20 protein-coding genes are annotated in these 24,392 nt (G+C 47.7%); all 20 read left to right on the top strand.

Annotated features, from left to right (window positions below):
• Positions 1–9 precede the first annotated feature (9 nt).
• Entirely contained in the window at positions 10–2,628 is a 2,619-nt protein-coding gene (gene prsT / locus JZM60_RS12815; RefSeq protein WP_241426255.1) for an XrtA/PEP-CTERM system TPR-repeat protein PrsT, read from the top strand.
• 15 nt (positions 2,629–2,643) lie between these two features.
• Entirely contained in the window at positions 2,644–4,008 is a 1,365-nt protein-coding gene (locus tag JZM60_RS12820) for a TIGR03013 family XrtA/PEP-CTERM system glycosyltransferase (RefSeq protein ID WP_207162830.1), read from the top strand.
• Between the two features lie 116 nt (positions 4,009–4,124).
• Positions 4,125–4,934 (top strand): polysaccharide biosynthesis/export family protein, encoded by an 810-nt coding sequence (locus tag JZM60_RS12825; RefSeq protein ID WP_207162831.1) that lies wholly within the window; start codon positions 4,125–4,127, stop codon positions 4,932–4,934.
• Between the two features lie 26 nt (positions 4,935–4,960).
• The gene (locus JZM60_RS12830) at positions 4,961–6,436 is read left to right on the top strand and encodes an XrtA system polysaccharide chain length determinant (RefSeq protein ID WP_207162832.1); all 1,476 of its coding nucleotides are present in this window, start codon (positions 4,961–4,963) and stop codon (positions 6,434–6,436) included.
• A gap of 46 nt (positions 6,437–6,482) precedes the next feature.
• Positions 6,483–7,415: an XrtA-associated tyrosine autokinase gene (locus JZM60_RS12835; protein WP_207162833.1), complete on the top strand. Its 933-nt coding sequence runs from the start codon at positions 6,483–6,485 to the stop codon at positions 7,413–7,415.
• Between the two features lie 33 nt (positions 7,416–7,448).
• Positions 7,449–8,615, top strand: a complete 1,167-nt coding sequence (locus tag JZM60_RS12840; RefSeq protein WP_207162834.1) for an XrtA/PEP-CTERM system-associated ATPase — start codon at positions 7,449–7,451, stop codon at positions 8,613–8,615.
• 30 nt (positions 8,616–8,645) lie between these two features.
• Complete coding sequence (locus JZM60_RS12845; RefSeq protein WP_207162835.1) at positions 8,646–9,509, top strand: XrtA system polysaccharide deacetylase; 864 nt, start codon at positions 8,646–8,648, stop codon at positions 9,507–9,509.
• Positions 9,506–10,711 carry a glycosyltransferase gene (locus JZM60_RS12850; RefSeq protein ID WP_207162836.1) on the top strand — a complete coding sequence of 402 codons (1,206 nt, stop codon included), beginning with the start codon at positions 9,506–9,508 and terminating at the stop codon, positions 10,709–10,711. Before JZM60_RS12845 ends, JZM60_RS12850 begins: the two co-directional genes overlap by 4 nt.
• The gene (locus tag JZM60_RS12855) at positions 10,711–11,847 is read left to right on the top strand and encodes a glycosyltransferase (RefSeq protein WP_207162837.1); all 1,137 of its coding nucleotides are present in this window, start codon (positions 10,711–10,713) and stop codon (positions 11,845–11,847) included. Before JZM60_RS12850 ends, JZM60_RS12855 begins: the two co-directional genes overlap by 1 nt.
• Before the next feature lie 4 nt (positions 11,848–11,851).
• On the top strand, positions 11,852–12,985 hold the full coding sequence (gene wecB, locus JZM60_RS12860) for a non-hydrolyzing UDP-N-acetylglucosamine 2-epimerase (protein WP_207162838.1): 1,134 nt from the start codon (positions 11,852–11,854) through the stop codon (positions 12,983–12,985).
• A 32-nt stretch (positions 12,986–13,017) separates the two neighbouring features.
• Positions 13,018–14,037: a glycosyltransferase family 2 protein gene (locus JZM60_RS12865; protein ID WP_207162839.1), complete on the top strand. Its 1,020-nt coding sequence runs from the start codon at positions 13,018–13,020 to the stop codon at positions 14,035–14,037.
• Positions 14,038–14,150: 113 nt separating this feature from the next.
• Positions 14,151–15,392, top strand: a complete 1,242-nt coding sequence (locus JZM60_RS12870; protein WP_207162840.1) for a TIGR03016 family PEP-CTERM system-associated outer membrane protein — start codon at positions 14,151–14,153, stop codon at positions 15,390–15,392.
• A gap of 11 nt (positions 15,393–15,403) precedes the next feature.
• Complete coding sequence (locus JZM60_RS12875; RefSeq protein WP_207162841.1) at positions 15,404–16,528, top strand: glycosyltransferase; 1,125 nt, start codon at positions 15,404–15,406, stop codon at positions 16,526–16,528.
• Complete coding sequence (locus JZM60_RS12880; protein WP_207162842.1) at positions 16,528–17,634, top strand: glycosyltransferase; 1,107 nt, start codon at positions 16,528–16,530, stop codon at positions 17,632–17,634. Before JZM60_RS12875 ends, JZM60_RS12880 begins: the two co-directional genes overlap by 1 nt.
• Positions 17,627–18,907, top strand: coding sequence for an O-antigen ligase family protein (locus tag JZM60_RS12885; RefSeq protein ID WP_207162843.1), 1,281 nt, complete (start codon positions 17,627–17,629; stop codon positions 18,905–18,907). Before JZM60_RS12880 ends, JZM60_RS12885 begins: the two co-directional genes overlap by 8 nt.
• A gap of 59 nt (positions 18,908–18,966) precedes the next feature.
• Positions 18,967–19,677 (top strand): class I SAM-dependent methyltransferase, encoded by a 711-nt coding sequence (locus JZM60_RS12890; RefSeq protein WP_207162844.1) that lies wholly within the window; start codon positions 18,967–18,969, stop codon positions 19,675–19,677.
• Between the two features lie 113 nt (positions 19,678–19,790).
• Positions 19,791–20,864 carry a glycosyltransferase family 4 protein gene (locus tag JZM60_RS12895; protein WP_207162845.1) on the top strand — a complete coding sequence of 358 codons (1,074 nt, stop codon included), beginning with the start codon at positions 19,791–19,793 and terminating at the stop codon, positions 20,862–20,864.
• Positions 20,861–22,390 carry a lipopolysaccharide biosynthesis protein gene (locus JZM60_RS12900; protein ID WP_207162846.1) on the top strand — a complete coding sequence of 510 codons (1,530 nt, stop codon included), beginning with the start codon at positions 20,861–20,863 and terminating at the stop codon, positions 22,388–22,390. The genes JZM60_RS12895 and JZM60_RS12900 overlap by 4 nt, the downstream gene beginning before the upstream one ends.
• Positions 22,380–23,270 carry a glycosyltransferase family 2 protein gene (locus tag JZM60_RS12905; protein WP_207162847.1) on the top strand — a complete coding sequence of 297 codons (891 nt, stop codon included), beginning with the start codon at positions 22,380–22,382 and terminating at the stop codon, positions 23,268–23,270. Before JZM60_RS12900 ends, JZM60_RS12905 begins: the two co-directional genes overlap by 11 nt.
• A 5-nt stretch (positions 23,271–23,275) precedes the next feature.
• Positions 23,276–24,382, top strand: a complete 1,107-nt coding sequence (locus tag JZM60_RS12910; protein WP_207162848.1) for a polysaccharide pyruvyl transferase family protein — start codon at positions 23,276–23,278, stop codon at positions 24,380–24,382.
• The last annotated feature ends 10 nt before the right edge of the window (positions 24,383–24,392 follow it).

Here is a 24,392-nt window from a genome sequence, read left to right on the forward strand (position 1 = left end):
CTTCTATTTATGATGGCGACTCTCGCCGCTTGCGGCGGGAAAACCAAGGAAGAACTCTACGACGAAGCAGTCAAAGAGCTTGAGAAGGGCAACGCCAACGGCGCGATAGTTCTCCTTAAAAGCGCCGTCGAAAAGGATCAGAACTATTTTGACGCCCGCTACCAGCTGGCAAAGGCCTATATGAAGGCCGGAAAGTTCGACCAGGCCGAAAAGGAATTGCAGAAGGCTCTCCGGCAGAATCCCTCCAAGCCCGAGGTTCGGCTCGACCTGGCAAGGCTCTATAACTCACTGGGCAAGTCTGATCAGGCCATATCCGAAGCCAGGGCGTATCTCTCCGCTCGGACCGGTGCCGCAGACGGGCTTGAAGTGCTTGGCGTGAGCTACCTCCACAAAAAGATGTACCCGGAGGCCGAAGAGAACCTGCGGGCCTCCCTGAACGCCGAACCGTCCCGCACCTCTGCGATGCTTGAACTGGCCCGCGTCTGCCTGCTTACCAACCGGGACGAGGAAGGCAAAAGGCTTATTGATGCCATCGTACAGAAAGACCCCAAAAATACCTCGGCCTATTATCTTGCCGCAGCTTTTGAGGGGGCACGGGGCAATCGCGACAAGACCCTGGAATATTTGCAGAAGATTGTTGCCATCGACCCGGCGGATGCCAATGCTGCTTTCAAGATGGGCATGATACGTGTCGGCATGGGGCAACTCGACCAGGCGGAGCGTATTGCCGATGATCTTATAAAGCGGCTTCCCCATCGTCCGGAGGGGCATCAGCTCAAGGGTGTCGCACTTTACACCGGCAAGAAATTCGATCAGGCGGTAATCGAACTTCAGAGTGCGCTTAAAATCGGCCAAAACCCCGGAGCTTACTACTATCTCGGATTGAGTCATTATTCACGCAACGAGCTGGAAATAGCCCTGAGCCAGTTCCGCAAGGTATTGGACTTCAGCCCTAAATTCATCCAGGCACGGCTCATGTCTGCCATGATCCTGCTTCAGCAGAAGCGGATCGACGATGCCATGACAGAGGCAAGGCGAGCCCTTGAAGTCGATGATAAAAGCGCCCTGGCCCACAACGTGCTCGGAAGTGCCTACATAGCCAAGGGGATGCCGGATGAGGCCATGAAAGAGCTAAATCGTGCCCTTGAGCTGGACCCGGCTCTGGTCAGCGCCCATATGAAAAAGGGGGTCGTAAACCTGGCCCGAGGCAAGAGGGCGATCGGCGAAGAAGAACTGGAAATGGCGGTGAAGGTCGGCCCCGATGTACTCAATACGCGGTATATGCTGGCAAGTTACTATATACGCCAGAACAAGGAAGCCAGGGCCATCGAGATCCTGAAGGGGGGACTGCGGGGCAGCAAGCAGGATGCCCAACTCTATAACACCATGGCTGCAGCCTCCTTTGCCGGCAAGCGGGAAAAGGAAGGGATAGCCTACCTGACTAAAGCGCGTGCGGCTGACCCGAACTATCATCCTGCTTCCCTCAATCTGGCGGCACACTACCTCGGCAAGAAGGACTTCGGCCATGCAGCCTCTTTGTACGCCGAGACATTACGGCGTGATCCGGCCAACATCAAGGCGATGATAGGTCTCGGTGCCATCAGCGAGGCTCAAGGCAAGGTGCAAGAAGCAGCCGCCTATTATAACCGGGCCAAGGAGACGAAAAACCCCCTCGGTTATATCGCCCTGGCATCCTACCATGTACGCCACAAACAGCCTGCCCAGGCCTTGTCCATGGTCAACGAGGGGCTGGCAGTATCCCCGCGCAATGGTGTTCTTCTGGAGATGAAGGGAGAACTGCTTGTTGCGGACAAAAAGTATAACGAAGCGGTCAAAGTCTATGATGAACTGGAAAAAATTGCCCCGGCCCGGGCGATCTCCCTCAAGATCGGAGCGCTGGTGGCTGGCAGGAACATCCCCAAGGCACTCGAACAGGCGCAGAAGCTGGTCGCGGCCTCACCAAAATCTGCCGCCGGACATCTAGTGGTCGCGTCGATCCACGAAAGCCAGAAAGACTATGACCGTGCCCTTCAGGAGGTCAGAAACGGGCTTGCCGTGGAACCCGGCAATTCCAAGGCATCGATGATGCTGGGCGATCTCTATATGAAAAAGCGCGACATCCCCAGGGCCGTTGCTGCCTATGACGCCATACTCAAGAAGCAGCCGAAGAACGTCCCGGCGCTGTTTGCCAAGGGTACGGCCTTTGATCAGTCGGGGCGGAAGAAAGAGGCCGCCGGCCTTTACCGTGCAGTGCTGGCAGTGTCACCGAACAACGTCGCCGCGCTCAACAACCTGGCCTATCTGGGGGCGGACGGTTATGCCGGCAAGGCGGAAGCGCTGAAGATGGCCGATCGTGCGTACCGTCTCCAGCCCAATAACCCCGGCGTCATGGATACCTACGGCTACGTCCTGGCCCGAAGCGGCAAAGGATCCGCTGCCGTCAGTCTGCTTGAAAAATCTGCCTCCATGCTCCCTAAAAACCCTGCCGTGCACTATCACCTTGCACTGGCTTACAACCAGGCGGGCAACAGAGCAAAAGCAAAAGCCAGCGCACAGAGATCTCTCCAGTTGGGTGCTTTCCCGGAGAGTGCTGCCGCGCAGCAACTCCTTGCCGCGTTGTCGCGCTAACAGAGGACGCAGGTCATGAAGAAGATGATAATCCTGCTCATAACCGGAGATATTCTCTGTACGGTCCTTGCCCTGGGCATCGCTTACATGGTCCGGTTCGGCACCATTCCGGGAATGGAAAGTCTCATGACTATCAAGGGAGCTACCCAGGTGGTGCTCCTGGTGGTGGCAGTCATCTTCTCTTCATTCATGGTTGAATTCTATAATCCCGACAAGAACATGAAGTTGAGGGAGCGCATCGTCTTTACGCTTATTTCGCTCGGTGTTTCGTTTCTGCTCCTGTCCGCCATTTTCTATCTTGCACCCGATTTGACCATCGGCAGGGGGCTCCTTGCCTTGGCCCTGGCAATCCTGGGTACCTTTCAGATTCTCTGGCATCTCTTCTGCCGGGTTTCCTTCTACCATCCCGGGTTGGCCCGGCGCGTCCTGGTGCTGGGTACCGGCCCACTGGCGCGGGAAATCGGGGGCCTTGTTTCGGCAACCAACCATCATCATGTGCTGGCAGGTTATTTCGGTTGCCCCAATGAGCCTGTTTACGTTCCGTCGCAGCATATTGTCGGCAATGGCGATGGACTGGTTTCCGCGGCCCTCAGGGAGCGGACCGACAAAATTGTCGTGAGCCTCTCCGAGCGGCGGGGGTCATTCCCCTTAAGCGAAGTGCTAAACTGCAAATTCAGCGGCATCGAAGTCATCGATGCGCCTTCCTTTTACGAACAGGTAACCGGCAAGCTGATGATCGAGAATATCACCCCGAGCTGGTTCATCTTTTCCGATGGCTTCCACAGGACCGGTTTCGGCCGGATTGCGAAGAGAAGCGCTGACCTGGCCCTCTCGCTCTTCGGCATCATTCTGATTCTGCCGATACTTCCGTTTGTAGCACTGGGGGTTAAGCTGACCTCTCCCGGTCCGATTCTGTTCCGGCAGGTGCGCGTGGGGCAGGGCGACCGTCCCTTTGTGCTTTACAAGTTCAGGTCGATGCGTGCCGATGCCGAAAAGTCATCGGGTGCGGTGTGGGCCCAGAAAGACGATCCACGTGTTACCAGGTTCGGGAAATTTTTGCGCACGTCGCGGCTTGACGAACTGCCACAATTGTACAACGTACTCAGGGGTGACATGAGCCTTGTGGGCCCCCGCCCCGAGCGCCCGGAATTTGTCGAAAGGCTCAAGGAAGTCATTCCCTATTATTCCGAACGCCACTTCGTGAAACCAGGCGTAACCGGCTGGGCCCAGGTCAAATATGCATACGGCGCCTCGGTGGACGACGCCATAGAAAAGCTTCGGTACGATCTTTATTACATCAAGAATATGTCCCTTCTCCTCGATCTGTTTATTGCACTTGAAACAGTAAAGGTGATGATGTTCGGTCGCGGGAGCAGGTAGTCAAAGGAGGCGTGATGAAAGATGATAAAGAGGTCCAATTTAAATTTTTGATTGCCCGGTGCAATATCAAACTACTAAGAAATATATGAGAGTCACTACACGGATCTGGAGTTGATATGAAACATTTTAAATTGCTTGCAACAGTACTTTTAGTCTTATTTGTTTTCCCTGTTATTGCTGTTGCCGGTGACTATGTCATCGGTGAAGGTGACAGCCTCGACATTGCCGTGTGGGGAGTAAAAGAGCTAACCGTTACCACCAAGGTACGCCCCGACGGCAAAATTACAATACCGGGACTTGGCGACGTATCTGCGTCGGGATATACTCCCAAGGATTTACAGAAAACTTTGGCGGAAAAACTTAAGGAACTCGTTAAAAATCCGATAGTGACAGTAGCAGTAAATGAAATAACCAACAGCAAGGTTTATATTTTTGGTGGTGGGATAAAATCCGGAGTTCTTGATTTGACTCGACGTACCACTCTGCTGCAGCTTCTCTGTACCATTGGCGAGGTTGCTTCTGCTGATCTTCAGAATGCTTATGTCATGCGCAACGGTAAAAAGATAAAGGAAAACTTCCAGAAGTTGTTCATAGATGGTGATGTTTCCGAAGATATTGTCATGGAGACCAATGACACCATATTTATTCCTCTACTTCTCACCAAAAACGTTTATGTCTTGGGCGCAGTCAATAATCCTCGCTTCATCGAGTATCGGAGGGGAATGAAGGTTATAGAGGCGATCATAGAGGCTGGTGGGTTCACTAAATTCGCCAAGCAGAACGATACCTACATACTGCGCAAGGAAGGGGGGAAAGAGGTAAATATCCCTGTCAAGGCAAAAGATCTCATAAAAGACGGAGACCTGCGCCAAAATGTGCCACTTAATCCCGGAGATTACATCATTGTGCAGGAAGGAATGTTTTAAGTAATACAGAACTGGAGCGCCATAGCATGCAAGAACAACAATTCGATGCCAAACATTACCTGTCATTAATTACCAAGAAAAAATTCCTGTTTGTGATCATAGCATTGACAGTTATGACCGCTGCGGTTGTCGCAAGCTATGTCATGCCAAAGAAATATGAAGCAAAAAGTACGGTATTTATTGAAAAGAACGTTATTGCCGAGCTTGTGAAGGGTATTGCCGTCACTCCGTCCATGGAGGATAAGCTCAAGGTCCTTGGATATGCCTTGAACAGCAGGACCATAAACCTCAAAGTAATTAAGGATCTGGACCTCGATGTAAAAGCGAAAAGCGATCGTGAGATTGAGGAGCTTATTAACAACTTTCAGAAAAATACCAACATAAGCATGAAGGAAGACAACAACCTCTTTACAATTAGTGTTCAGAATGAAGACCCCAAAGTAGCGCGTGATTATGTCAATACCCTGATAAACCGGTACATAGAAGAAAACCTCTCTTCAAAACGCGAGGAATCCTTTGGTGCCAGCAGATTCCTTGGGGAACAGATATCCAGTTTTAAGGAGAGAGTTGATAAAGCCGAAGAGGCCGTTTTGAACTATAAGCGCGAACACCCCCAGGTTATAGGAGTTGAAGAGGGGGCTGTGCTCAATGATATAAGGTCATCTGAACAAAAGCTGGATGAAGTGCGGGCAAGAATTTCACATTTGGAGGCTTTGAGGAACGTCGCCAGGAAGAGCAGCAGTTCCAAGGTGAAAATTTCAGCTTTACAAAAGAATCTTGATGACCTGCGACTGCGTTATACCGAGAACTATCCCGAAATCATTCGACTAAAAGAGGAGATCGAAGAACTAAAGTCATCGGCCCGTTCCCGCTCAGGAAGTGATGATTTGCCATTGAGCGATCAGCAGGAAATTGAGAAGGTTCAGAGTGAACTGAGATCTCTCAGGTCCTACGAAGCGAGTATTCAGCGAGATATCGGAAGTAACCGGGCTCTTTTACAGCGCATCCCCGCTGCAAACTCAACACTTCAGGAGCTCGAGAGTCAGAAAAATAAAGAGCGCGAGCTGTACGAAGAGCTCATAAGCCGTCATGGCAAATCCGAAGTTTCGCAGCAAATGGAAGTACAGGACAAGGCGACCACGTTCCGGATTGTAGACCCTGCGGTGTTACCCATCAAGCCGGTGAGCCCCAACCGTATCAGGATTATTCTGATGGGGATAATCGGTGGTATTGCCATAGCCTTCGGTGCTGTGTTTGGCCTTGATCAGCTCGACCAGTCGGTTAAGAGCCAGGATTCGTTAAAGGGCCTTGGGGTTCCTGTCCTTGCAGTGATACCGGTTATCAGCAACCCAATTGATGTTCTCAAGAGCAAAAAGAATGACTTGAGACTCTACCGCTTTGCCGGCGTATATTTCAGTGTCATCCTTGCAATCCTGATCATGGAGGTGATGGACATCTCCTTGATCGATAAATTGATTTCAAAAATTCAGGGTGCCCTTTAGTGCGGGTGATCTCCCTTGATATCATTCCTGATAAGAAGGTGTTTTTATGAGCAGAATTGAAAAAGCCCTTGAAAAAGCGGCACTACTCAGAGAGGGGGGGACTCCTTCCGAATCTGTTGATAAGCCCGGGCAGGTGAATCCAGTATACACCCCATTAACCAGTCATGTGCCGCCTCAGAGCTCCGGTTACACCAATGATAATCCGCTTCTAGTGACCCTTCAGGGAGCACAATCGCCGGTTGCAGAAGAGTACCGTAAACTTAAATCATTTCTCTTATCCATAACGCGCAAGGAAAAGTTCAAAAATGCCCTGATGGTGACCAGTGCATTGGGGGGGGAAGGGAAAAGCCTTACCTCGCTGAATCTTGCCATATCCCTTGCACATGAGATGGATCATACGGTGCTATTGGTCGATGCAGATCTCAGGAACCCGTCCATAGGGAAGTATCTCGGCATTGAGGCGGAGAGGGGGCTCTCCGATTATCTCCGTAACGGGACCGATCTCAACGAACTGCTCGTGCGTCCGGGTATAGGCAAACTGGCGTTCCTGCCGGCCGGCAAGATGGTGGGTAATCCCGTAGAGCTTCTAGCTTCCCACAGAATGCGCGATTTGTTGAACGAATTGAAAAACCGTTACCCCGATCGCTACATCATCATCGACACGCCACCGGTACTTCCGTTTGCGGAAACCCATGCCCTTTCTCAAATGGTAGATGGCGTACTTTTTGTCGTCCGAGAGGGGGTTGCTTCGACACGCAACATAACTGAAGCGATACATTCCCTTAAAACCGCCAATGTGATGGGGGTGGTGTACAACGCTTCCAGCCAGAACGAAATGGTAAGTCGTTACGGCTATTACGGGTACTCTGCCGCCAATGGTGAAAATCAGAACACAAGCGGCAACGATGAACTCGAAGCGGAGGCTGACGGTAACCGGAAGCACGGTTTGATAAAAAAACTGTTGAAGCGGGCCGAGTAGCTGGAATCGTCACCGACACTGAATGGAGCAAGAATGTACGAAGCCTTTTTCAAGCTGGCAAAAAAGCCTTTTGATCTGGTTCCGAACCCTGAGTTTCTCTTCCTGAGCCGGTCCCATAAAAAGGCCATTGCGTACATGGATTACGGCATACGCGAACGGGCAGGCTTTATCCTCCTGACCGGTGATATCGGCTCGGGCAAGACAACCCTTATCAGAGACCTCATCCGCAAGCATCGCGGTAATGTCGTATTGTCTAAAATCTTCAATACGTGTGTGGATTCCCATCAACTTCTTGCGATGATTAATGACGACTTCGGGCTACCCATCGAGGGGAAGGACAAGATTACCTTGCTCCGTGAGCTTAATGAATTCCTCATCGACCAGTACGCCACCGGCCAACAACCGGTAATAATTATCGACGAGGCCCAGAACCTTACCCCTGCAATACTTGAAGAGATCAGGATGCTTTCCAACCTGGAGACCGATGACGCCAAGTTGCTTCAGATTATCCTCGTCGGGCAGCCCGAACTTCGTGATCATCTTGCTGGGGCTGAAATGCTTCAGTTTCGGCAGCGTATCAACGTCAATTGTCAGCTTTCACCCCTGTCTCGTGTGGAGACCGAAAACTACGTCCTGCACAGGCTTGAAGTGGCCGGCAATCGCAATGCCGTCACATTCACCCCTGAGGCGCTTGATGTAGTATACAAATACAGTCGTGGAATACCCCGACTGGTGAACATAATCTGCGGCTTTCTCATGCTCTCCGCATTTGCAGAACAGACAACCGTGATCGATGGCGACATTGCGTGTGAAATCGTCGGAGATCTCGAATTCGAAAACAAATACTGGGGTGGCATGCCCGAACCCGTGGCCGCCCATGATTCAACCTCTGCTGTTTCCCATGCCCCAGCCATGAAGGGCTTTGAAGAACTCACGTCGCTCTTGCGCGACATCGGTACGAGGCTTGAATCCCTTGAGCGGGAATCGACAAAAAGCAGCAACGATGGCATGAACCAAGTGCTCGAACAAGTAACTTCACTGGAAAACGCCTTCAGGCTACACGTTGACGAGACTGATGCTTCCCTGTCGGAGGTTCGCCGCGTCGTTGAACGGATAAGAACTATCAACGATAACCCTGCTACAGGCAGCGATAATGAAAAAGTCCGTCCTGGTCTGCTCCGAAAGATGTTTGGTGCATAAGGAAGGTTTTGACCTAAAACCGGTAACGCCATGCTAAATGCCCTGACCGTCGATGTTGAAGATTATTTCCAAGTGACCGCCTTCGAGCGGCATGTGCGCCGTGATCAATGGGATCAATACCCTTTGCGGGTAAACGACAACACACTGCGGGTGCTCGATCTCTTTGATGAGTACGGAGTAAAAGCAACATTTTTTATTCTCGGGTGGGTGGCCAAGCGGGTGCCGAATATTGTGTACCGGATTGCCGAGCGCGGCCACGAAATAGCCTGCCACGGTTATGGCCACGAGCTTGTTTATGCCATCGGTCCAGATCGATTCAGAAAAGACATCGTCCGTTCCAAGTCATTGCTTGAAGATCTGTGCGGCGCGCCGGTTATCGGGTACCGTGCCCCAAGTTATTCCATAACGCGCCAGTCGCTGTGGGCCCTAGACATTCTTGTCGATGAGGGGTTCAGTTACGATTCCAGCATCTTCCCGATCGTTCATGACATTTATGGGGTGCCTGATGCCGAGCGGTTCCCCCACGTGCGTCAGACAGGGGCAGGGCCAATACGCGAGTTTCCCCTAACAACGTTGCCAATCGGATGGTTGGGAAAAGAGTTCCGGCTCCCCATAGCCGGTGGTGGCTACCTTAGGCTCTTACCCTGGTGGCTTTTATCAAAGGGGATAGGGCGCATCAACGAGGTGGAGGGTATGCCCTCCGTCCTTTATTTCCATCCGTGGGAGATTGATCCGGATCAGCCCCGGATCAATGGGGCAGGCTTCAAATCTCGCTTCCGCCATTACACCAACCTGCATCGAACCGAGGTGAAGCTGCGGCATCTTATGCAGGCAACAAAATTCACTACCATGGGGCGTGTGCTTGATTCAGTGAAATTAAGGGCCGCGCAATGAAAATGTTGAAGGGGAGAAATATAGTTGTTTTTTCCGATGACTGGGGGCGTCATCCAAGCAGTTGCCAGCACCTCGTCAAACAGTTGCTTCCGTTCAACCGGGTGATCTGGGTCAACACCATTGGAATGAGGAGTCCGCGGTTTTCTCTTTATGACGTAAAGCGCAGTTTTGAGGTTATCGGTGGGTGGCTGCGCAAGAAACAAGAACCGGAAGTTGATGTCTTGCCCGTAAACCTGAAGGTTGTAGGGCCGATTATGCTTCCTTACAACAATATCTCCATTGTGAGGCGTTTTAACCGTCAATCGGTCCGTCATACCCTGATGCGCCGGTTAGCCGCCGAGGGGATGACGAACCCCCTGGTAATTTCCACCTTCCCTTGCACCTGCGATTATGTTGGGGATCTGGGCGAGAGCCTCTACGTCTATTACTGTGTTGACGACTTCGTCAACTGGCCCGATGTCAATTTGGATCTTATCAATACCATGGAAAAGAAGCTTCTCTACAACTGCGATCTAGTTCTGGTAACGGCAGAGGAGCTGAGGAAAATTAAACGTTCGCCGGAGAAACCGATCCATCTCCTTGCCCATGGTGTTGATTCCGACCGCTTCAACATTAGACGTGACCCAGATGCCCTGCCGGAAGCGATGCGGAAGTTTCAAGGGCCAGTTATAGGCTTTTTCGGTGCCCTAAGCGCCTGGCTCGACTTTGAACTCATTGCGGCTCTTGCCGCGGCTCGGCCCGAGTGGTCGTTTGTTTTTATTGGTCCGGCGGATACGGATATATCTCCGATCATGAACATCCCCAATATCCATTTTGTCGGGAAAGTTCCCTATGAACAGCTCCCAGCCTATGCGGCCCGCTTCAATGCGGGGATCATACCGTTTCAGGTTAATGAGCTCACTCGAAGCGTAAACCCGCTTAAGCTCCTGGAATATCTTTCTTTAGGGATGCCGGTTGTATCCACGTATATGCCTGAAGTCATGAAATACGCAGACGTGGTTTCCATAGTACGAACCAGTGATGAATTTCTTGCGGCCCTTGATGTCGCCCTGGCAGATGATGACGAACGGAAGCGTCAACAGCGTATCGAGAAGGCACGAGACAACTCCTGGCAAGCTGTTGCCGAGCGGTTCGGACAACTCGTTCAGCAGGCGGAACAGCAAAAGGGAAGTCCGTATGAGAGAACGGGCGGTGTGAGCTAATGGAACAAAAACTTTCCGTTGCGCACTTTCTGGCATCCAACTTTTTTGGCGGGCCGGAGAAGCAACTGCTGGAACATGTGCAACGTCTCGACAAGCAAAGGTTTACATCTCAGGTCATTTCTTTCGACGAGGGAGGGACAACCAATCAGCTTTTGGCGAAAACGCACGCATCCGGCATTCGAGCCGACAAAATCGACACTACCGGGGCCTTCGATCCGCGAATGGTGATCAATCTGCTCTCGGTCATCAAAGCACAGAAGATAGACCTGCTCTGTGTACATGGCTACAAGGCCAATGTAATCGGCAGGATTGCCGCATGGCTTTCGGGTATCCCTGTGATCGCCATTTCTCGAGGGTGGACAGGAGAGGCTCCCAAGATTCGCTTTTACGAATGGCTCGACAAGCTTTTCCTCCGCTTTGCCGACCATATCGTGGCGGTTTCCCATGGTCAGATGGAGAAAATTTCGAAGTTGGGCATTCCGTCGGAGCGGGTCTCCGTCATTCATAACTGCATTGCGGTGCCCGAATCCTGTTATGAACAGAGAAAATCATTCTTGCGGCGGGAGCTTGGACTGCCGGATGCTGCCGTGTTGGTTGTCTCTGCCGGCAGACTGAGCCCAGAGAAAAACTACGGCGGCATGATAGAAGTTGCTAGGGTGGTTGCCGCATCCAATCCGGAGGTTTATTTCATCATTTTTGGGGAAGGATTCCTCAGGCCAGACCTGGAGCGTGCGATAGACAACGCTGGACTTGCCGGCCGTTTTCTGCTCCCCGGGTTCAGGAACGATCTCCAAGCGGTGTTGCCGGAAGTTGACATTTTCATGCTCCCCTCGTTCACCGAGGGGCTTCCCAACGTGATTCTCGAAGCATTCGCCGTGCGCAAACCGGTGGTTGCCACCCGCGTGGGTGGTACCCCCGAAGTGGTAGAGCACGGTGTTTCCGGGTTTCTGGCGGAACCCCATGAAACAGAAGTCATGGCCCAATACGTTTTGCGTCTTGTCGGTGATCCGGCACTGCGTCGCGAAATGGGGGCCAAGGGACTGGAGCATGTCATTACTAATTTTGGCTTCGAACAGCAGACCATACAGTACGAGAACCTTTACCGGCAAATTGCCGGGTCAGGGAGAAGGGCGTAACAGCATGTCCAAAGCCAGGAAAAAAATTGCCGTAATTCTCGGAACAAGACCCGAGGCAATCAAACTTGCACCAGTCATTGACACTTTTGTCCGTGATGATCGTTTTCAGGTGATCGTAATCAGCACTGCCCAGCATCGTCAGATGCTCGATCAGGTGTTGCAGCTTTTTCGGATAATACCCCAGTACGACCTCAACATAATGACCGATAACCAGAGCATCAGCGACGTGACCACCGCATGTCTCAACGGTGTCGGTGCAATTCTCGCCGCCGAGAGGCCCGACATGGCAATAGTTCAGGGTGACACTACCACCGTATTCGCCTCGGCCTTGGCCAGTTTCTACCAGCGTATTCCGGTCGGACATGTGGAGGCCGGCCTGCGGACCGCCGACAAGTTTTCGCCATTCCCCGAAGAAGTAAACCGCCGTTTAGCGAGCGTGCTGACCGACATCCATTTTGCGCCGACCGAGTGGGCACGGGATAACCTCCTCAAGGAGGGGGTTCCGGCGGAACGAATTGTCGTCACCGGCAATACTGTCGTCGATGCGCTGTTCGAAGTAGCTTCGCGGGATGTGGACTGCTTTGCCGCAGTCCCTGGCTTGGTTGAATTCCTTGATCGGGTCGGGCGCTTTGTGCTGGTTACCGCCCATCGCCGGGAGAGTTTTGGTGAACCGTTCCGGGGCATGTGCCGCGCCATGAAGGAAATCGTTGCTGGAAACCAGGGACTCGGGATCATCTATCCGGTGCATCCGAATCCCAATGTTAGGAATATAGTCCGGGAGATTCTCCAGGACGATCCCCATGTGCTGCTGCTCGATCCCCTTGACTACATAACCTTCGTACATCTCATGAAACGGGCCTGCCTGATACTCACCGACTCCGGCGGAGTTCAGGAAGAGGCTCCTTCCTTGGGTAAGCCGGTACTGATAATGCGTGAAAAAACCGAGCGGCAGGAAGGTGTCACTGCCGGGGTAACCCGGTTGGTCGGCACAACCCGTGAGGGGATCGTCTCAGCAGTAAACCTGCTGCTTCGCTCCGACTACGAATACCGCCGCATGGCCACCGGCCGTAATCCGTTCGGGGATGGAATGGCTGCTGAAAGGATAGTCGAACGCGTAGCACAGTATTTCTCGGAGTAGATGTGTCGCAAATAAGACGTGCCGCGGATTCTGTGGCAAACCATATCACATCCGAGCCTGACTTCCTCTCCATCGTTATGCCTGTTCGCAACGAAGAGCGCTTCATCCGCGAGACGCTCATGCAACTGGTGGGGCAGGACTACCCAGCGGACAAATACGAAATCCTGGTGTCCGATGGCATGTCCGACGACGCGACGAGGGAAATCGTGACCGCCATGGCCCGTCAGTATCCGCAGATCAGACTGCTGGACAACCCGGGGCGGCGCTCCGGCGCCGGGCGCAACGTTGGGTTCCGGAACAGTCGGGGAAATTATTTGCTGGTGATCGATGGGCATTGCTTCATACCCACGGATCAACTCTTTCGCAACGTGGTTGACTGCTTCCAGACCAGCGGCGCCGACTGCCTCGGCCGGCCGCAGCCCCTTGACGCGCCGGGCCTGTCCCTTTTTCAGAAGGGTGTGGCCATTGCGCGCGGCTCACGGCTCGGGCACGGGGGTGATTCACTCATCTTCGGCGAGTACGAAGGCTATGCCTCGCCGGTCAGTAACGGTGCCGCCTATCGGCGCGATGTCTTCGCGCAGGTGGGATATGTGGATGAAAGATTCGATGCCGCCGAAGACGTGGAGTTCAATTACCGGGTAGAGCAGGCGGGACTTCGGGCCTACACCAGTCCGCGTTTAACCGTACGCTACCATCCCCGCGAGAGCTTCACCGGGCTTTTTCGCCAGATGGAACGCTACGGCAAGGGGCGCTGCCGCTTCATCCGGAAGCACCGTGAAGCGCTGACCATTAATCAGCTGGTGCCCGCCGGCTTCGTCTGCGGCCTGCTTTTGTTGCCGGCCTCTTTCTTCAAGCCGCTGTTTCCGGGGTCATGGCTGCCTGTTTTCGTACTCTGGGGCTTGTACGGTATCTATGCGCTGCTCATCCTGGCCGAATCGGTGCGCCTGTCCATGAGAAACGGCTGGAACTACTTTCCTCTACTGCCGCTGCTTTTCATGACCATTCATGCGGGGCTGGGCTGGGGGTTTGTAAAGCAGTCACTAAGTCGCTGAGGCGCTGAGTTTTAAACCTTAGAGACTTAGAGACTACGGGACTAAGAGACTTAATTACTACGAGACTGAGTTACTCAGAGACATAGAGACGGACCAACATCCGAGGTTCCTTTATGAAGATAAAAAGAAAATTCGCCCACCAACTCTTTCCGGTAATTGCGGCACTGGCGCTTGCCGGTACGGCACAAGCGGCGGATTTCACATTTACTCCTGGCATTACAGTAAATGAGGAGTTCACTGACAATATTGCCGAGGATAAGGACAAAACCCTTGGGTCCGAGTTCATAACCCGCGCTATGCCGGGGATTACGGCACGGTACATGGCGCCGTTCTGGACGTGGGATCTGAACTACAAATATGAATACCGTTACTATGCGCGTGAAAAGTTTGACAATGAAGATCTCCACCATCTTGCCGCCAGATCCCGTCTGAATCTGATCGACGAAGTAATGTTTATTGATATCAGTGACACGTATGAAAGGGTGTCTCTTGATCAGTCTCGGGACAGAACCCTGGAAAGCCTGCGTTCCGACCAATCCGATCAGAACAACTTTACAGTTGCGCCCGGTCTGGTGTTACGCCCGACCGAAAGGCTGATCTTGCGGCCGGGAGCCTCCTATCAGAATATCTGGTACAAGGATCCAGGAGCCGTTGACCGTAACATTTACAATGGAATCATGGGTCTCAGCTACCAGTTCACCGAAAAGTTTTCCCTGATTGCCAATTACCTCTTCTCGTATACTGACGCAGAGGGAAACCTTTCCCGAGCCCACAATGCAATGGGAGGCATACAGTACGAATATGCCAAGGATTCCTTTATCTCGATTCAGGGGGGCAACTCATGGCTCAATACGTCCGACGGGGTATACAGCAATCCGATCTGGAACGTGGCCATAAACTATGCAGGGAGCCGTTTCAACCTGAGGGCCAGTACCGGTGAAAAATACGATAACGACCCTAGCACCAACAAAGTGACCCTCAATACATCCCATAATGTCGGGATCGACTATGTTTTCGAAAAGGGGAAGTTCGGGCTCACGTCGGGAATTTTGCGCCTCGAAGAAATGCCCGACAATCGCGTCACAACTGTCTCCTATAACAACTCCGCCAATCTTAGCTATCAGATTTTCACAGACTGGGAGGGCAGGGTTTCTTATACATACAATTACATCGATGATCGGGAGCAGGATTCCTACACAACCACCTCCATAGTCAACACCGGCCTTACCTGGTTGTACAGCCCCGATGTCCGGATCAGTCTCAACTATCAGAACCTGCACATGTACTCCCCCGACATCGAGGAGGACAACAAGGATATTAACAATGTGATCCTTCAAGTGTCGAAGACCTTTTGAACCAGCGCGCAATGATCAAGATCGCCTTTGTCATAGATACTGTTGAATCGCCAACCGCCGGGACGGAAAAGCAGCTTCTGCTTCTTATCAAGCATCTGGATCGTACCCGCTTTGAGCCGTATCTGTGCGTGCTGCGCTCGTCGAAATGGATTGAAGAGAAATTTGATCTTTGTTCGCTGTTCGTTGCTGGCATTGATTCATTCAAGACTATCACCGGCCTGAAAGGGATTCTTAGGCTGTCAGGATGGTTCAATGAAAATGGAATCAATATTGTCCAGACCCATTTTCGGGATTCCAGTATTGCCGGCATCTTGGCCGCAAGATTTGCCGGAATAAAAACCGTAATCGGAACGCGTAGAAATCAGGGTTATTGGTTAACCCCCGTTGAATTGAGGATGCAGAAATTCTTGGATCGTTGGGTAACTGCTTATATAGCGAACTCCCAAAGCACTAAGCAGTGGATGGCAAATACCGAAGGAGTTGATTTAAAGCGCGTTGAAGTCATTAATAATGGCTTTGATTTTTCCATCATTGAAACCGAGTCTGATATAAACCGCAAAGAGATGCGCTTGTCGCTCGGTGTTGCCGAAGATGCGCCGGTTATCGGAATAGTGGCGAACCTGAGACCGATAAAAGACCATGCGACCTTCCTGCAGGCCGCAAACATTGTCCACGCCCAGATCCCGACAGCCCGTTTTTTGATAATTGGCGACGGATCCGAAAAGCCTGTACTGCAAAAACAAACAGAAGAACTGAAACTGACAGATGCTGTCATTTTTCTTGGCGCACGTCTGGATGTGCCGCGAATTCTGGCAGCATGTGATATCGGTGTTCTCTCGTCCAGATCGGAAAGTTTTTCCAACGCCATTGTGGAATACATGGCTGCCGGCTTGCCAGTAGTTACAACTGACGTGGGTGGGGCGAGAGAAGCAGTCGATGATGGCATTAATGGTTTTATTGTCGCCATTGGAGATTTTGAGGAGATGGGAAAACGGATTATCGAACTGCTAAAGGCTGATACCATTAAACAGATGGGGCGGGAAAGCCGCAAACGCAGTCTGGAACGGTTTGCTTTGACCAGCATGGTAGCAAAAACAGAGTATTTGTATAACAGATGCCAGGAAGGCAGTAACTGATGGGCAGGACTGGCATTTCCATAGACGATGTTCGCAATGACTGGCAGGTTCTGGATGGTGAATCCTTCACCATGCCAGATGAAGTGAAGTTGATCTCACATGAGAAATTCACCGGTGACACGGAAATCAAGGTCGAATACGTTGAACCAGGCAAGATTGCACGATCGTTTTCGAAAATTTCAATTTTGTACTGGTTGTTTTACGCCATCCGCCTTTTCAGGCTGTCTGATGTTAAAAGTGTTGTGATTGTAAATGGTGGTGTTACTCATCTCTGGATCTGGTGCGGTCTGCTCAATGCCTTCCCGATTTTTGGAAAACGGAAACTGTTCTGTTGGGACATCTTCGTCGAATACATCCTGGGCACGGAGAAAAGACTTAAATTTTTCCCCTTTGTAAAGATCACCACTCAACGGAAAGAAAAACTTGCCAGGTTTATTTTGAAACAGTACGGCTTGAATGTCGTCTGGTCAAAAAAACAGGTAGCTACCCACGCCAGGCATTTCAACCTGCCAGAGAACCACTTCATATTCCTTCCATTCAAGGCTAACCACTCAAAACGAGAAACCTATGACATCCCCATGGGAAATTTCATATTTGCCGGCGGTAATGGCAAGAGAGACTACAAATGCCTGATTGAAGCCGTCAGGGGCACTGACATACCGGTCATAATCAGCGCCACAGACCCGGCAGTTCGCAAGACTATCGAACCACTACCAAATGTTATTGTTGTTGGCGCACCGGAACCAGCTTTTGCCCAACTTCAGGCAGCGTCACGCTTTGTTGTCATTCCGATGATTTATTCAGGTTTAAAGGGTGGAGGCGAAGCGAACTTCTGCAATGCCATGTGGCACAAAAAGCCTGTCATTGCTGTCGATAGCATGGCTGCTGAAGACTATGTCCTTGATGGCGAAACAGGATTTATTATCCAGCCGGGTGATTCAAAAATCTTGAAGGAAAGAATAGAACAGCTCTGGCATGATAGCGACTTGTGTATCGCCATGGGGCTAACTGGGCGCAGTCATGTAGCGAACTATTTCACCCACAGAATGTTTATCAATCGCTTATTGAGATTAGCAGCACAATATGGAGCAAACATTGATGCTTGAAGAAGCTACCTCCCCACAATACAAAGCCTCAACCGTTCTGATCATGGTTTGCATATACATCTTTCTTGTGATTGAGCGGCCATGGGAGTCAATCAGGTATCTACAAGGTTGGCCCATAGAGCGCACATTTGCCATTGCGCTTATAATTGTTGCATTTATAAATGACAAATTCAGGATAGTCAACTCGCCGGCAAACAAATGGGTTTATGGCCTGTTAGCTATACATTTTATCTTAGCGCCATTTGCTTTCAATACTGGCGATGCCGTTGACCAAGGAATTGAATATGCAAAAATGGTAATTCTATATTTACTTATGCTTTCTGTTGCAGACAATGCAAATTCACTTAAGCTACTAATTAAAGCTTACGTTTTTTCAACCATGTTTTATGTATTTCATTCTATAAATGAATTTATAAATGGTCGCCACGTTTGGAGGATGGGGATTTCTCGAATGATTGGCGTTGACTCCACATTTAACGATCCAAACGCTTTTGGCGCTACAATTGTTCTTTCTCTTCCATTTGTCTTTGTTTTACTAAAGACTGAAGAATCAAAGAAAATTAGGATGCTTTATTATGCTTATCTGGTGCTTTCAGTCTTTTGTGTTGTGCAAACCGGTTCGCGTACATCTTTTTTTGTGATGTCAGTTTTAGGGATTATTTTTACGATTATTCATCTGAAAAAGCATTTTTTCTCAACATTAGTCGTGGCGGGAATACTATCGACTATCATATGGTCTGCAATGCCGGAGGAAAAACAAAACAGGATAAGAACTTTGTGGGACCCGAGTGCTGGCCCGGCCAATGCCCAGGCTTCAGCAGATGGCAGAATGGTCGGATGGGAAGTTAGTTGGCGTATGTTCAAACAGCAGCCATTGACTGGAGTGGGAGCAGGAGGTAAGAACTACGTTGGCTACCGTGTACTTCATCAGGTTGATGACGGCCCGCCTTCGGCTAACCAGTCACATATTTTGTACGGAGAAGTTATAGCTGAATTTGGCCTATTGGGTGCGGTACTGTTTATGGGGTTAATTTTTTCTATCTTTCGTTGTTGCCGTTTGACGCTGACATACCTGAACAATATCGGTGAAGAGTCAATTTTTCTGGTCCATCTAGCATGGGCCATATTGGCAGCATTGCTTCTATTGCTTATCTTTGGCATTGGTGGGCACAACTTTTACCGTCCGATGTGGCTCTGGTTGGCTACTTGGTCTGGTATTCTGTTTAATATGACCAAAGTACAAAAGTTTACAATGCCCAAGCCATCTTATTAATATTCTTCTACTTTATAAATTTAGACCCGAGTAATTTTGATAAATTGAGGAGGTTTGAGATGCAAAAAATAAATAGGCGTTTTGAACCGTCGCCCAGTGATAGTGATTATTATATGCTAACACAGTTACGCTCTGCTCTAGAAAATGTAATTAAAAAATACATCAAAAACAGTGAAGATAACAATCAGATTAGTATTTTAGATTATGGCTGCGGTGAAGTGCCGTACAGTAAATTGTTTGCAACTATTCCACATAAGTTTACTTCTGCTGACCTTCCAGGGAATGAACTCGCTAATATGATCTTAGACGCAAATGGGAATGTGCCTTGCGAAGATGAATCTTTTGATGTCGTTTTGTCTATACAGGTTCTTGAGCATGTTCCAAGCCCACAAAAATATTTGTCCGAAGCATTGCGGGTTTTAAAGCATAATGGTCTTTTACTCTTATCGACCCATGGCTGGTGGACTCATCATCCTTATCCAAATGATTATTGGAGGTGGACTCGTGAAGGTCTAGAAAAGATTTTAAACGAGGAAGGATTTAAGGTAGTTGACAATAGAGGCATTATTGGAATGTTAGCATACAGTTATCAGCTTAGGGCGCAATGCTGGAAAGGATTGCTTGAGAATAAAGGGCTAATTGCATCTTCAGTTTTTAGTCTGATTGCTTTTTATTATCAGAAATGCATGCATTTCGCTGACATTATAACACCTGTCAACATATCAAAAAATAATTCTTCTATTTATTTAATAGTCGCAAAAAAAGCATAGCAAACACAAAATATCAGGATATAACTGTGGCAAATTTTCAAAGTTGTCAAAATAATAATTATAAAAACATATTAGTGGTCTCTCGTTGGCCTCTAGGCGGTATACGCACCTATATGCGCTATATGTTCGGACATTTTCCTGCTGAGTTCAGGTTGACATTGCTAGCTGCTTCCACACAGGAAGATGCGGCGCTTAAGGATGATGTTAAGACATATGAGGCAGCCCTAAGCCTGGTTAAACCTGGTGGTACAATACATTTTGCAAGGGCTGTGCATGGTGAATTATGTCGGCAAAAGTACGATGTGATCCTGAGCCAAGGGTTTGTATCTGCTGTGTCGGTATACTTAGCCAACCTTGCGCATAAAGTGCCGCATATCGTGACAATCCATGGCATTGTAGAACCACAGTATCTGAGTGGTCGGTTCGGTTCCTTTAAGCGCTGGTTTCTTGGCTGGCTACTGTCGCGTGTTTCTGTACTTTATGGAGTGAGCAACGATATTCTAGAACACCTCTATAATGAGTTCCCTCGTTTACGCAACAACGGTCCGCAGCCGTTGGTCATATTAAACGGCATAGAACCTGACACATTTGACTTGTTGCCAAAAGAGCCTTTAGATTTGCGTGCAAAGCTGGGCATTGATGGTTCCACCTTTCTCTTTGGCTTCTTTGGCCGTTTCATGCCACAAAAGGGATTTGATCTGCTGATTGAGGCTGTTAATAAACTGCGAGTAGCACAACAGAATCGCAAATTTGTCGTAGTGGCAGTCGGCTCAGGAGACTACATTCGGGAATACCAGGAAACAATAAAGAGCAAAGGACTTGAACCTTATTTTCATTTTCTGCCGTTTCAACCGATGGTGCATCATCTGTACCCACAGGTGGACACAGTTGTGATGCCTTCTCGCTGGGAAGCCTGCCCTTTGCTGCCAATGGAGGTATTGTGTATGGGTACCCCTTTGATAGCAGCTAACTGTATTGGAACACGTGAAATTATTAATGACACACCTACGTTTGTAATTGAGGAGAATAATCTTAAGCAACTTATTGAAATGATGCTCGCCTGCATGCAAGACAACATGCCTGATAATTTTCAGGCATACCAGATAGAGGCACGTAAGAGGTTTAACGTAGCCACTGCTGCAAAAAAACTAGTGCTGTTTCTTAACGATATGCCGGGACACATATGAGCAGAAAGTTGATATTCAACTCTCTTTCAGGCACTGCACTCTATGGGGCCAATATTATAGTAGCCTTTGTAATGAGCCCGATAATTATCAGAGCTCTTGGGAACCGTGATTACGGCCTATGGGAACTGGTAATGAGCGTAATTGGCTATATGGGCCTGCTTGATTTGGGAATCGGGCCAGCTTTGGTACGTTTTGTCTCGGTTGCTGATGGTAAGCAGGATAAAGATGATCTGCAAAAAACCATCAGCACCTCATTCGTGTTTTTTGTTGTAGTAGGCGTGGTTGCAGTCTTTTCATTCTTGTTGCTGGGGTATTACCCAGCGATCATCGCCGGAAAAGAGACAAAGGCTATTGCCAACCTGGGTTCGGTTTTCATGCTGTTGGGATTAAATGCCGGCATGCTTTTCCCTTTACAGGTTTTCATTGCCACGCTCATGGGGGTTCAACGACACTATTTCATCAATAACGTACGGATTGTGCTGATGGTTGTCCGTGCAATACTCAGTTACTATTTGCTAACCTCTTACCCAGGCAAGGGACTGCTTATCATGGCCTTGCTGGAACCAGTGTTTACAGCAATACAGGTAGTTGCTTTTATTGGTGCTGTGTATGTTGACAGAAGCATACCCAAGATTGCATTTGCTGCCGTTTCATTGACTAAGGCAAAAGAAATGATGTCCTTCGGCGCCAAGAGTGCCACCATGTTAGTAGCCTCACGGATACAGAATCAAAGCGTACCATTAATAATAGGTAATGTGATAAACCTCAGTTCAATAATATATTTTGTAATACCAAACAGGCTCGTAGAATATGCAAAAGGCTTATCATTATCACTAGGCATTCCTCTAACACCATATTTTGGTTCTCAATTAGCTGGCGGAGATACTGAATCACTTCGTAAAAACTGGATAGCATCAGCACTAATACTGCAGATGATAACGCTTTCGATGCCAATCGCCCTGGTTTTTCTTGGTAATGAGTTTTTAGAATTATGGATAGGTAAAGACATAGCAATTCAAGGCAACAACATATTAATAATATTAATTTTATCTTTAATAATGCAATCTTTAGTGCCCAATGCTTTTGGGCTATTAGCTGCATATAATAGCCACGGGAGATCCGCATTAGTTTGGTTGATATCTGCTATATTTAGCGTAATAGCGGCAATGTTTGTTGGTTACCATTATGGGATAAATGCTATTGTTGCAGCCTCAGTGTTACCATCTTCTGTATGTTCGTTTATTAATCTGAAATATGCATGTGATAAAATAAATATATCAATGGCACATTATTTTAGAGAGACGTCTGCTAAAATTATTGTTCCATTAATTGCGTTTTCAATTGCTTTATATGTCTCTAATATTGTTTTAATTCATAAGTCATATGGTTCTTTATTAATTAAGTTGTTAATTAGTACGGCAGTTTATATGATAATGCTATGGATTAAAGCGCTAAGCTCAGAGCAAAAACATATCGTAAAAGATGTTATAACTATAAAAGTACAGAGATGTTTTTATGATAGATAAGGTATCTATAATCATTCCAATGTATAATTCTTGTAATACTATCGCTGAAACTCTAGAATCTGCACTAAATCAGGATTACAAAAATATCGAAATAATAGTGATTAATGATGGTTCAACGGACGGTTCTTTAGAATTATTGTCTAATAATTATAACGACAAAGTAAGGATCATTAATACTGAAAACAAAGGAGTTTCAAGCGCTCGTAATATTGGAATAAATAATGCGACAGGGAATTATATTGCGTTTTTAGATTCAGATGACATATGGGCTCCAGATAAGATAAGTAAACAGATACGATTATTAACCAATAATTCTGACTACGGTGTTTGTTATACTGATCGTTATTTAATTGATTCGAAATCAAGCGTTTTACCTTCCAAAAAAAGAAAACACTACACAGGTGCAATTCTTAATAAAATCATCATATCAAATTTTGTGTGCCTTTCTTCAACATTGGTAAAAAAAGAATGTTTTATTACTTGTGGTAAATTCGATGTGGGTCTTACTGTTTCTGAGGATTATGACTTATGGATCAGAATAGCAACAAAATTTAAGTTCATATATTTAGACGAACGATTAGTATATTATAGAATAACGCCAGGAAGTCTTACAAAGAATAGACAAAGAATGCTTACCAATGCCTTCAATGTATTTACCAAAAACATATGTGATCCTGAAATTGTAAGCAATGTAAATATAATTACAATTATCCAATTCTACTCTGATACATATAAGTCATTAGGTTTATACTATTCTGATTTGGCTATTTATGCCGCATCTTTTAAATGTTTTTTGTTATCTATCATATTGTATCCATTTTACTTTGAATCCTATACAATGCTTGTAAAAACAACAATTGCTAGATTCGCAAAAAGGTAGAACTAATGAATACATTACTTATAGGTTATTTTGGTTATTTTAATGCTGGAGATGATGCATTTATAAAAACTACTCAGTGGGCGTCACATAATTATGATTTGAATCTAACATTATCAGCTACATCAGACAAAGTATTTTCGTCTGAGCATGGGACTGTAAAGCCAATATATTCTAAATTTGTGCCCCAGAGGTATGATTTCAACTACAGGCAATATAGATTTAAGCAAATATCAAATAAATTTGACTTATGTCTTTTCGCCGGTGGGTCCAATTTTCACTCTAGCTATAGCTTAAAACACTGGAGGGATAGTTTTAGTAATAGAAAGAAGCAATTGATTTGTGCGATTGGTGTTTCAATAGGACCCTTTAAAGATATTGCAGCAGAACATGAATGCAAAGAACTATTGAAAATGTTCGACCTTATTGCAGTTAGAGACCTATCTAGTTTTGGTAGACTTGTTGATATGAATTTGGACACTCCATATTATAAATCAAATGATATAGCTGTTATGATATCTAAAACATCACAAGACACAAGATTACTTAGAAATAACATGAAATCTAATGAGAGCATCATTGGTTTTTCTATTTGTGATCAATCAATTCAATTAGATGATAACACCACTTACGATCAAAGGGAGTTTTTTATAAACTCTATAAAGCGCATTTTAGATGATAATGTATCCGATAAAATAATGTTATTTGCTTTTAATATGCATAAGCAAGTTGGTGACAGAGCCATATGTACCCATATTTTAAATAGCCTACCTACTTATCGTGAAAGAATATTGTATTATGAATACGATGGTAACATCAATAATATTCTAATTGAAATGTCTAAAATGAAATGCTTTATAGGCATGAGGTTGCACTCTATAGTGTTTAGCTATTCTTTGTCTATACCCTTTATTATGATTCCATATCATGAAAAATGTTATGAATTTGCGAAGATGATTGATATTGGCCGTTCTAATTTATTGAGTGCAGATACTGTTAATCCACAGATGTTCATAGAGTTGATAAAAAGCTTAGATATATTGGATAACACCAAAGCTATGTCTGAATCTGAGCTTAATTTTATTTATCTAAGTGAGCTTATAAATAAATGCTAAAGTTAGTTTA

It is taken from the genome of Geobacter benzoatilyticus, assembly GCF_017338855.1.
Lineage (GTDB): Bacteria > Desulfobacterota > Desulfuromonadia > Geobacterales > Geobacteraceae > Geobacter > Geobacter benzoatilyticus.

Excerpts from the sequence above, each read along its gene's own strand:
- prsT (WP_241426255.1), top strand. The coding sequence starts at position 10 with ATGATGGCGACTCTCGCCGCTTGCGGCGGGAAAACCAAGGAAGAACTC.
- JZM60_RS12820 (WP_207162830.1), top strand. The coding sequence starts at position 2,644 with ATGAAGAAGATGATAATCCTGCTCATAACCGGAGATATTCTCTGTACG.
- JZM60_RS12825 (WP_207162831.1), top strand. The coding sequence starts at position 4,125 with ATGAAACATTTTAAATTGCTTGCAACAGTACTTTTAGTCTTATTTGTT.
- JZM60_RS12830 (WP_207162832.1), top strand. The coding sequence starts at position 4,961 with ATGCAAGAACAACAATTCGATGCCAAACATTACCTGTCATTAATTACC.
- JZM60_RS12835 (WP_207162833.1), top strand. The coding sequence starts at position 6,483 with ATGAGCAGAATTGAAAAAGCCCTTGAAAAAGCGGCACTACTCAGAGAG.
- JZM60_RS12840 (WP_207162834.1), top strand. The coding sequence starts at position 7,449 with ATGTACGAAGCCTTTTTCAAGCTGGCAAAAAAGCCTTTTGATCTGGTT.
- JZM60_RS12845 (WP_207162835.1), top strand. The coding sequence starts at position 8,646 with ATGCTAAATGCCCTGACCGTCGATGTTGAAGATTATTTCCAAGTGACC.
- JZM60_RS12850 (WP_207162836.1), top strand. The coding sequence starts at position 9,506 with ATGAAAATGTTGAAGGGGAGAAATATAGTTGTTTTTTCCGATGACTGG.
- JZM60_RS12855 (WP_207162837.1), top strand. The coding sequence starts at position 10,711 with ATGGAACAAAAACTTTCCGTTGCGCACTTTCTGGCATCCAACTTTTTT.
- wecB (WP_207162838.1), top strand. The coding sequence starts at position 11,852 with ATGTCCAAAGCCAGGAAAAAAATTGCCGTAATTCTCGGAACAAGACCC.
- JZM60_RS12870 (WP_207162840.1), top strand. The coding sequence starts at position 14,151 with ATGAAGATAAAAAGAAAATTCGCCCACCAACTCTTTCCGGTAATTGCG.
- JZM60_RS12875 (WP_207162841.1), top strand. The coding sequence starts at position 15,404 with ATGATCAAGATCGCCTTTGTCATAGATACTGTTGAATCGCCAACCGCC.
- JZM60_RS12880 (WP_207162842.1), top strand. The coding sequence starts at position 16,528 with ATGGGCAGGACTGGCATTTCCATAGACGATGTTCGCAATGACTGGCAG.
- JZM60_RS12885 (WP_207162843.1), top strand. The coding sequence starts at position 17,627 with ATGCTTGAAGAAGCTACCTCCCCACAATACAAAGCCTCAACCGTTCTG.
- JZM60_RS12890 (WP_207162844.1), top strand. The coding sequence starts at position 18,967 with ATGCAAAAAATAAATAGGCGTTTTGAACCGTCGCCCAGTGATAGTGAT.
- JZM60_RS12895 (WP_207162845.1), top strand. The coding sequence starts at position 19,791 with ATGCGCTATATGTTCGGACATTTTCCTGCTGAGTTCAGGTTGACATTG.
- JZM60_RS12900 (WP_207162846.1), top strand. The coding sequence starts at position 20,861 with ATGAGCAGAAAGTTGATATTCAACTCTCTTTCAGGCACTGCACTCTAT.
- JZM60_RS12905 (WP_207162847.1), top strand. The coding sequence starts at position 22,380 with ATGATAGATAAGGTATCTATAATCATTCCAATGTATAATTCTTGTAAT.
- JZM60_RS12910 (WP_207162848.1), top strand. The coding sequence starts at position 23,276 with ATGAATACATTACTTATAGGTTATTTTGGTTATTTTAATGCTGGAGAT.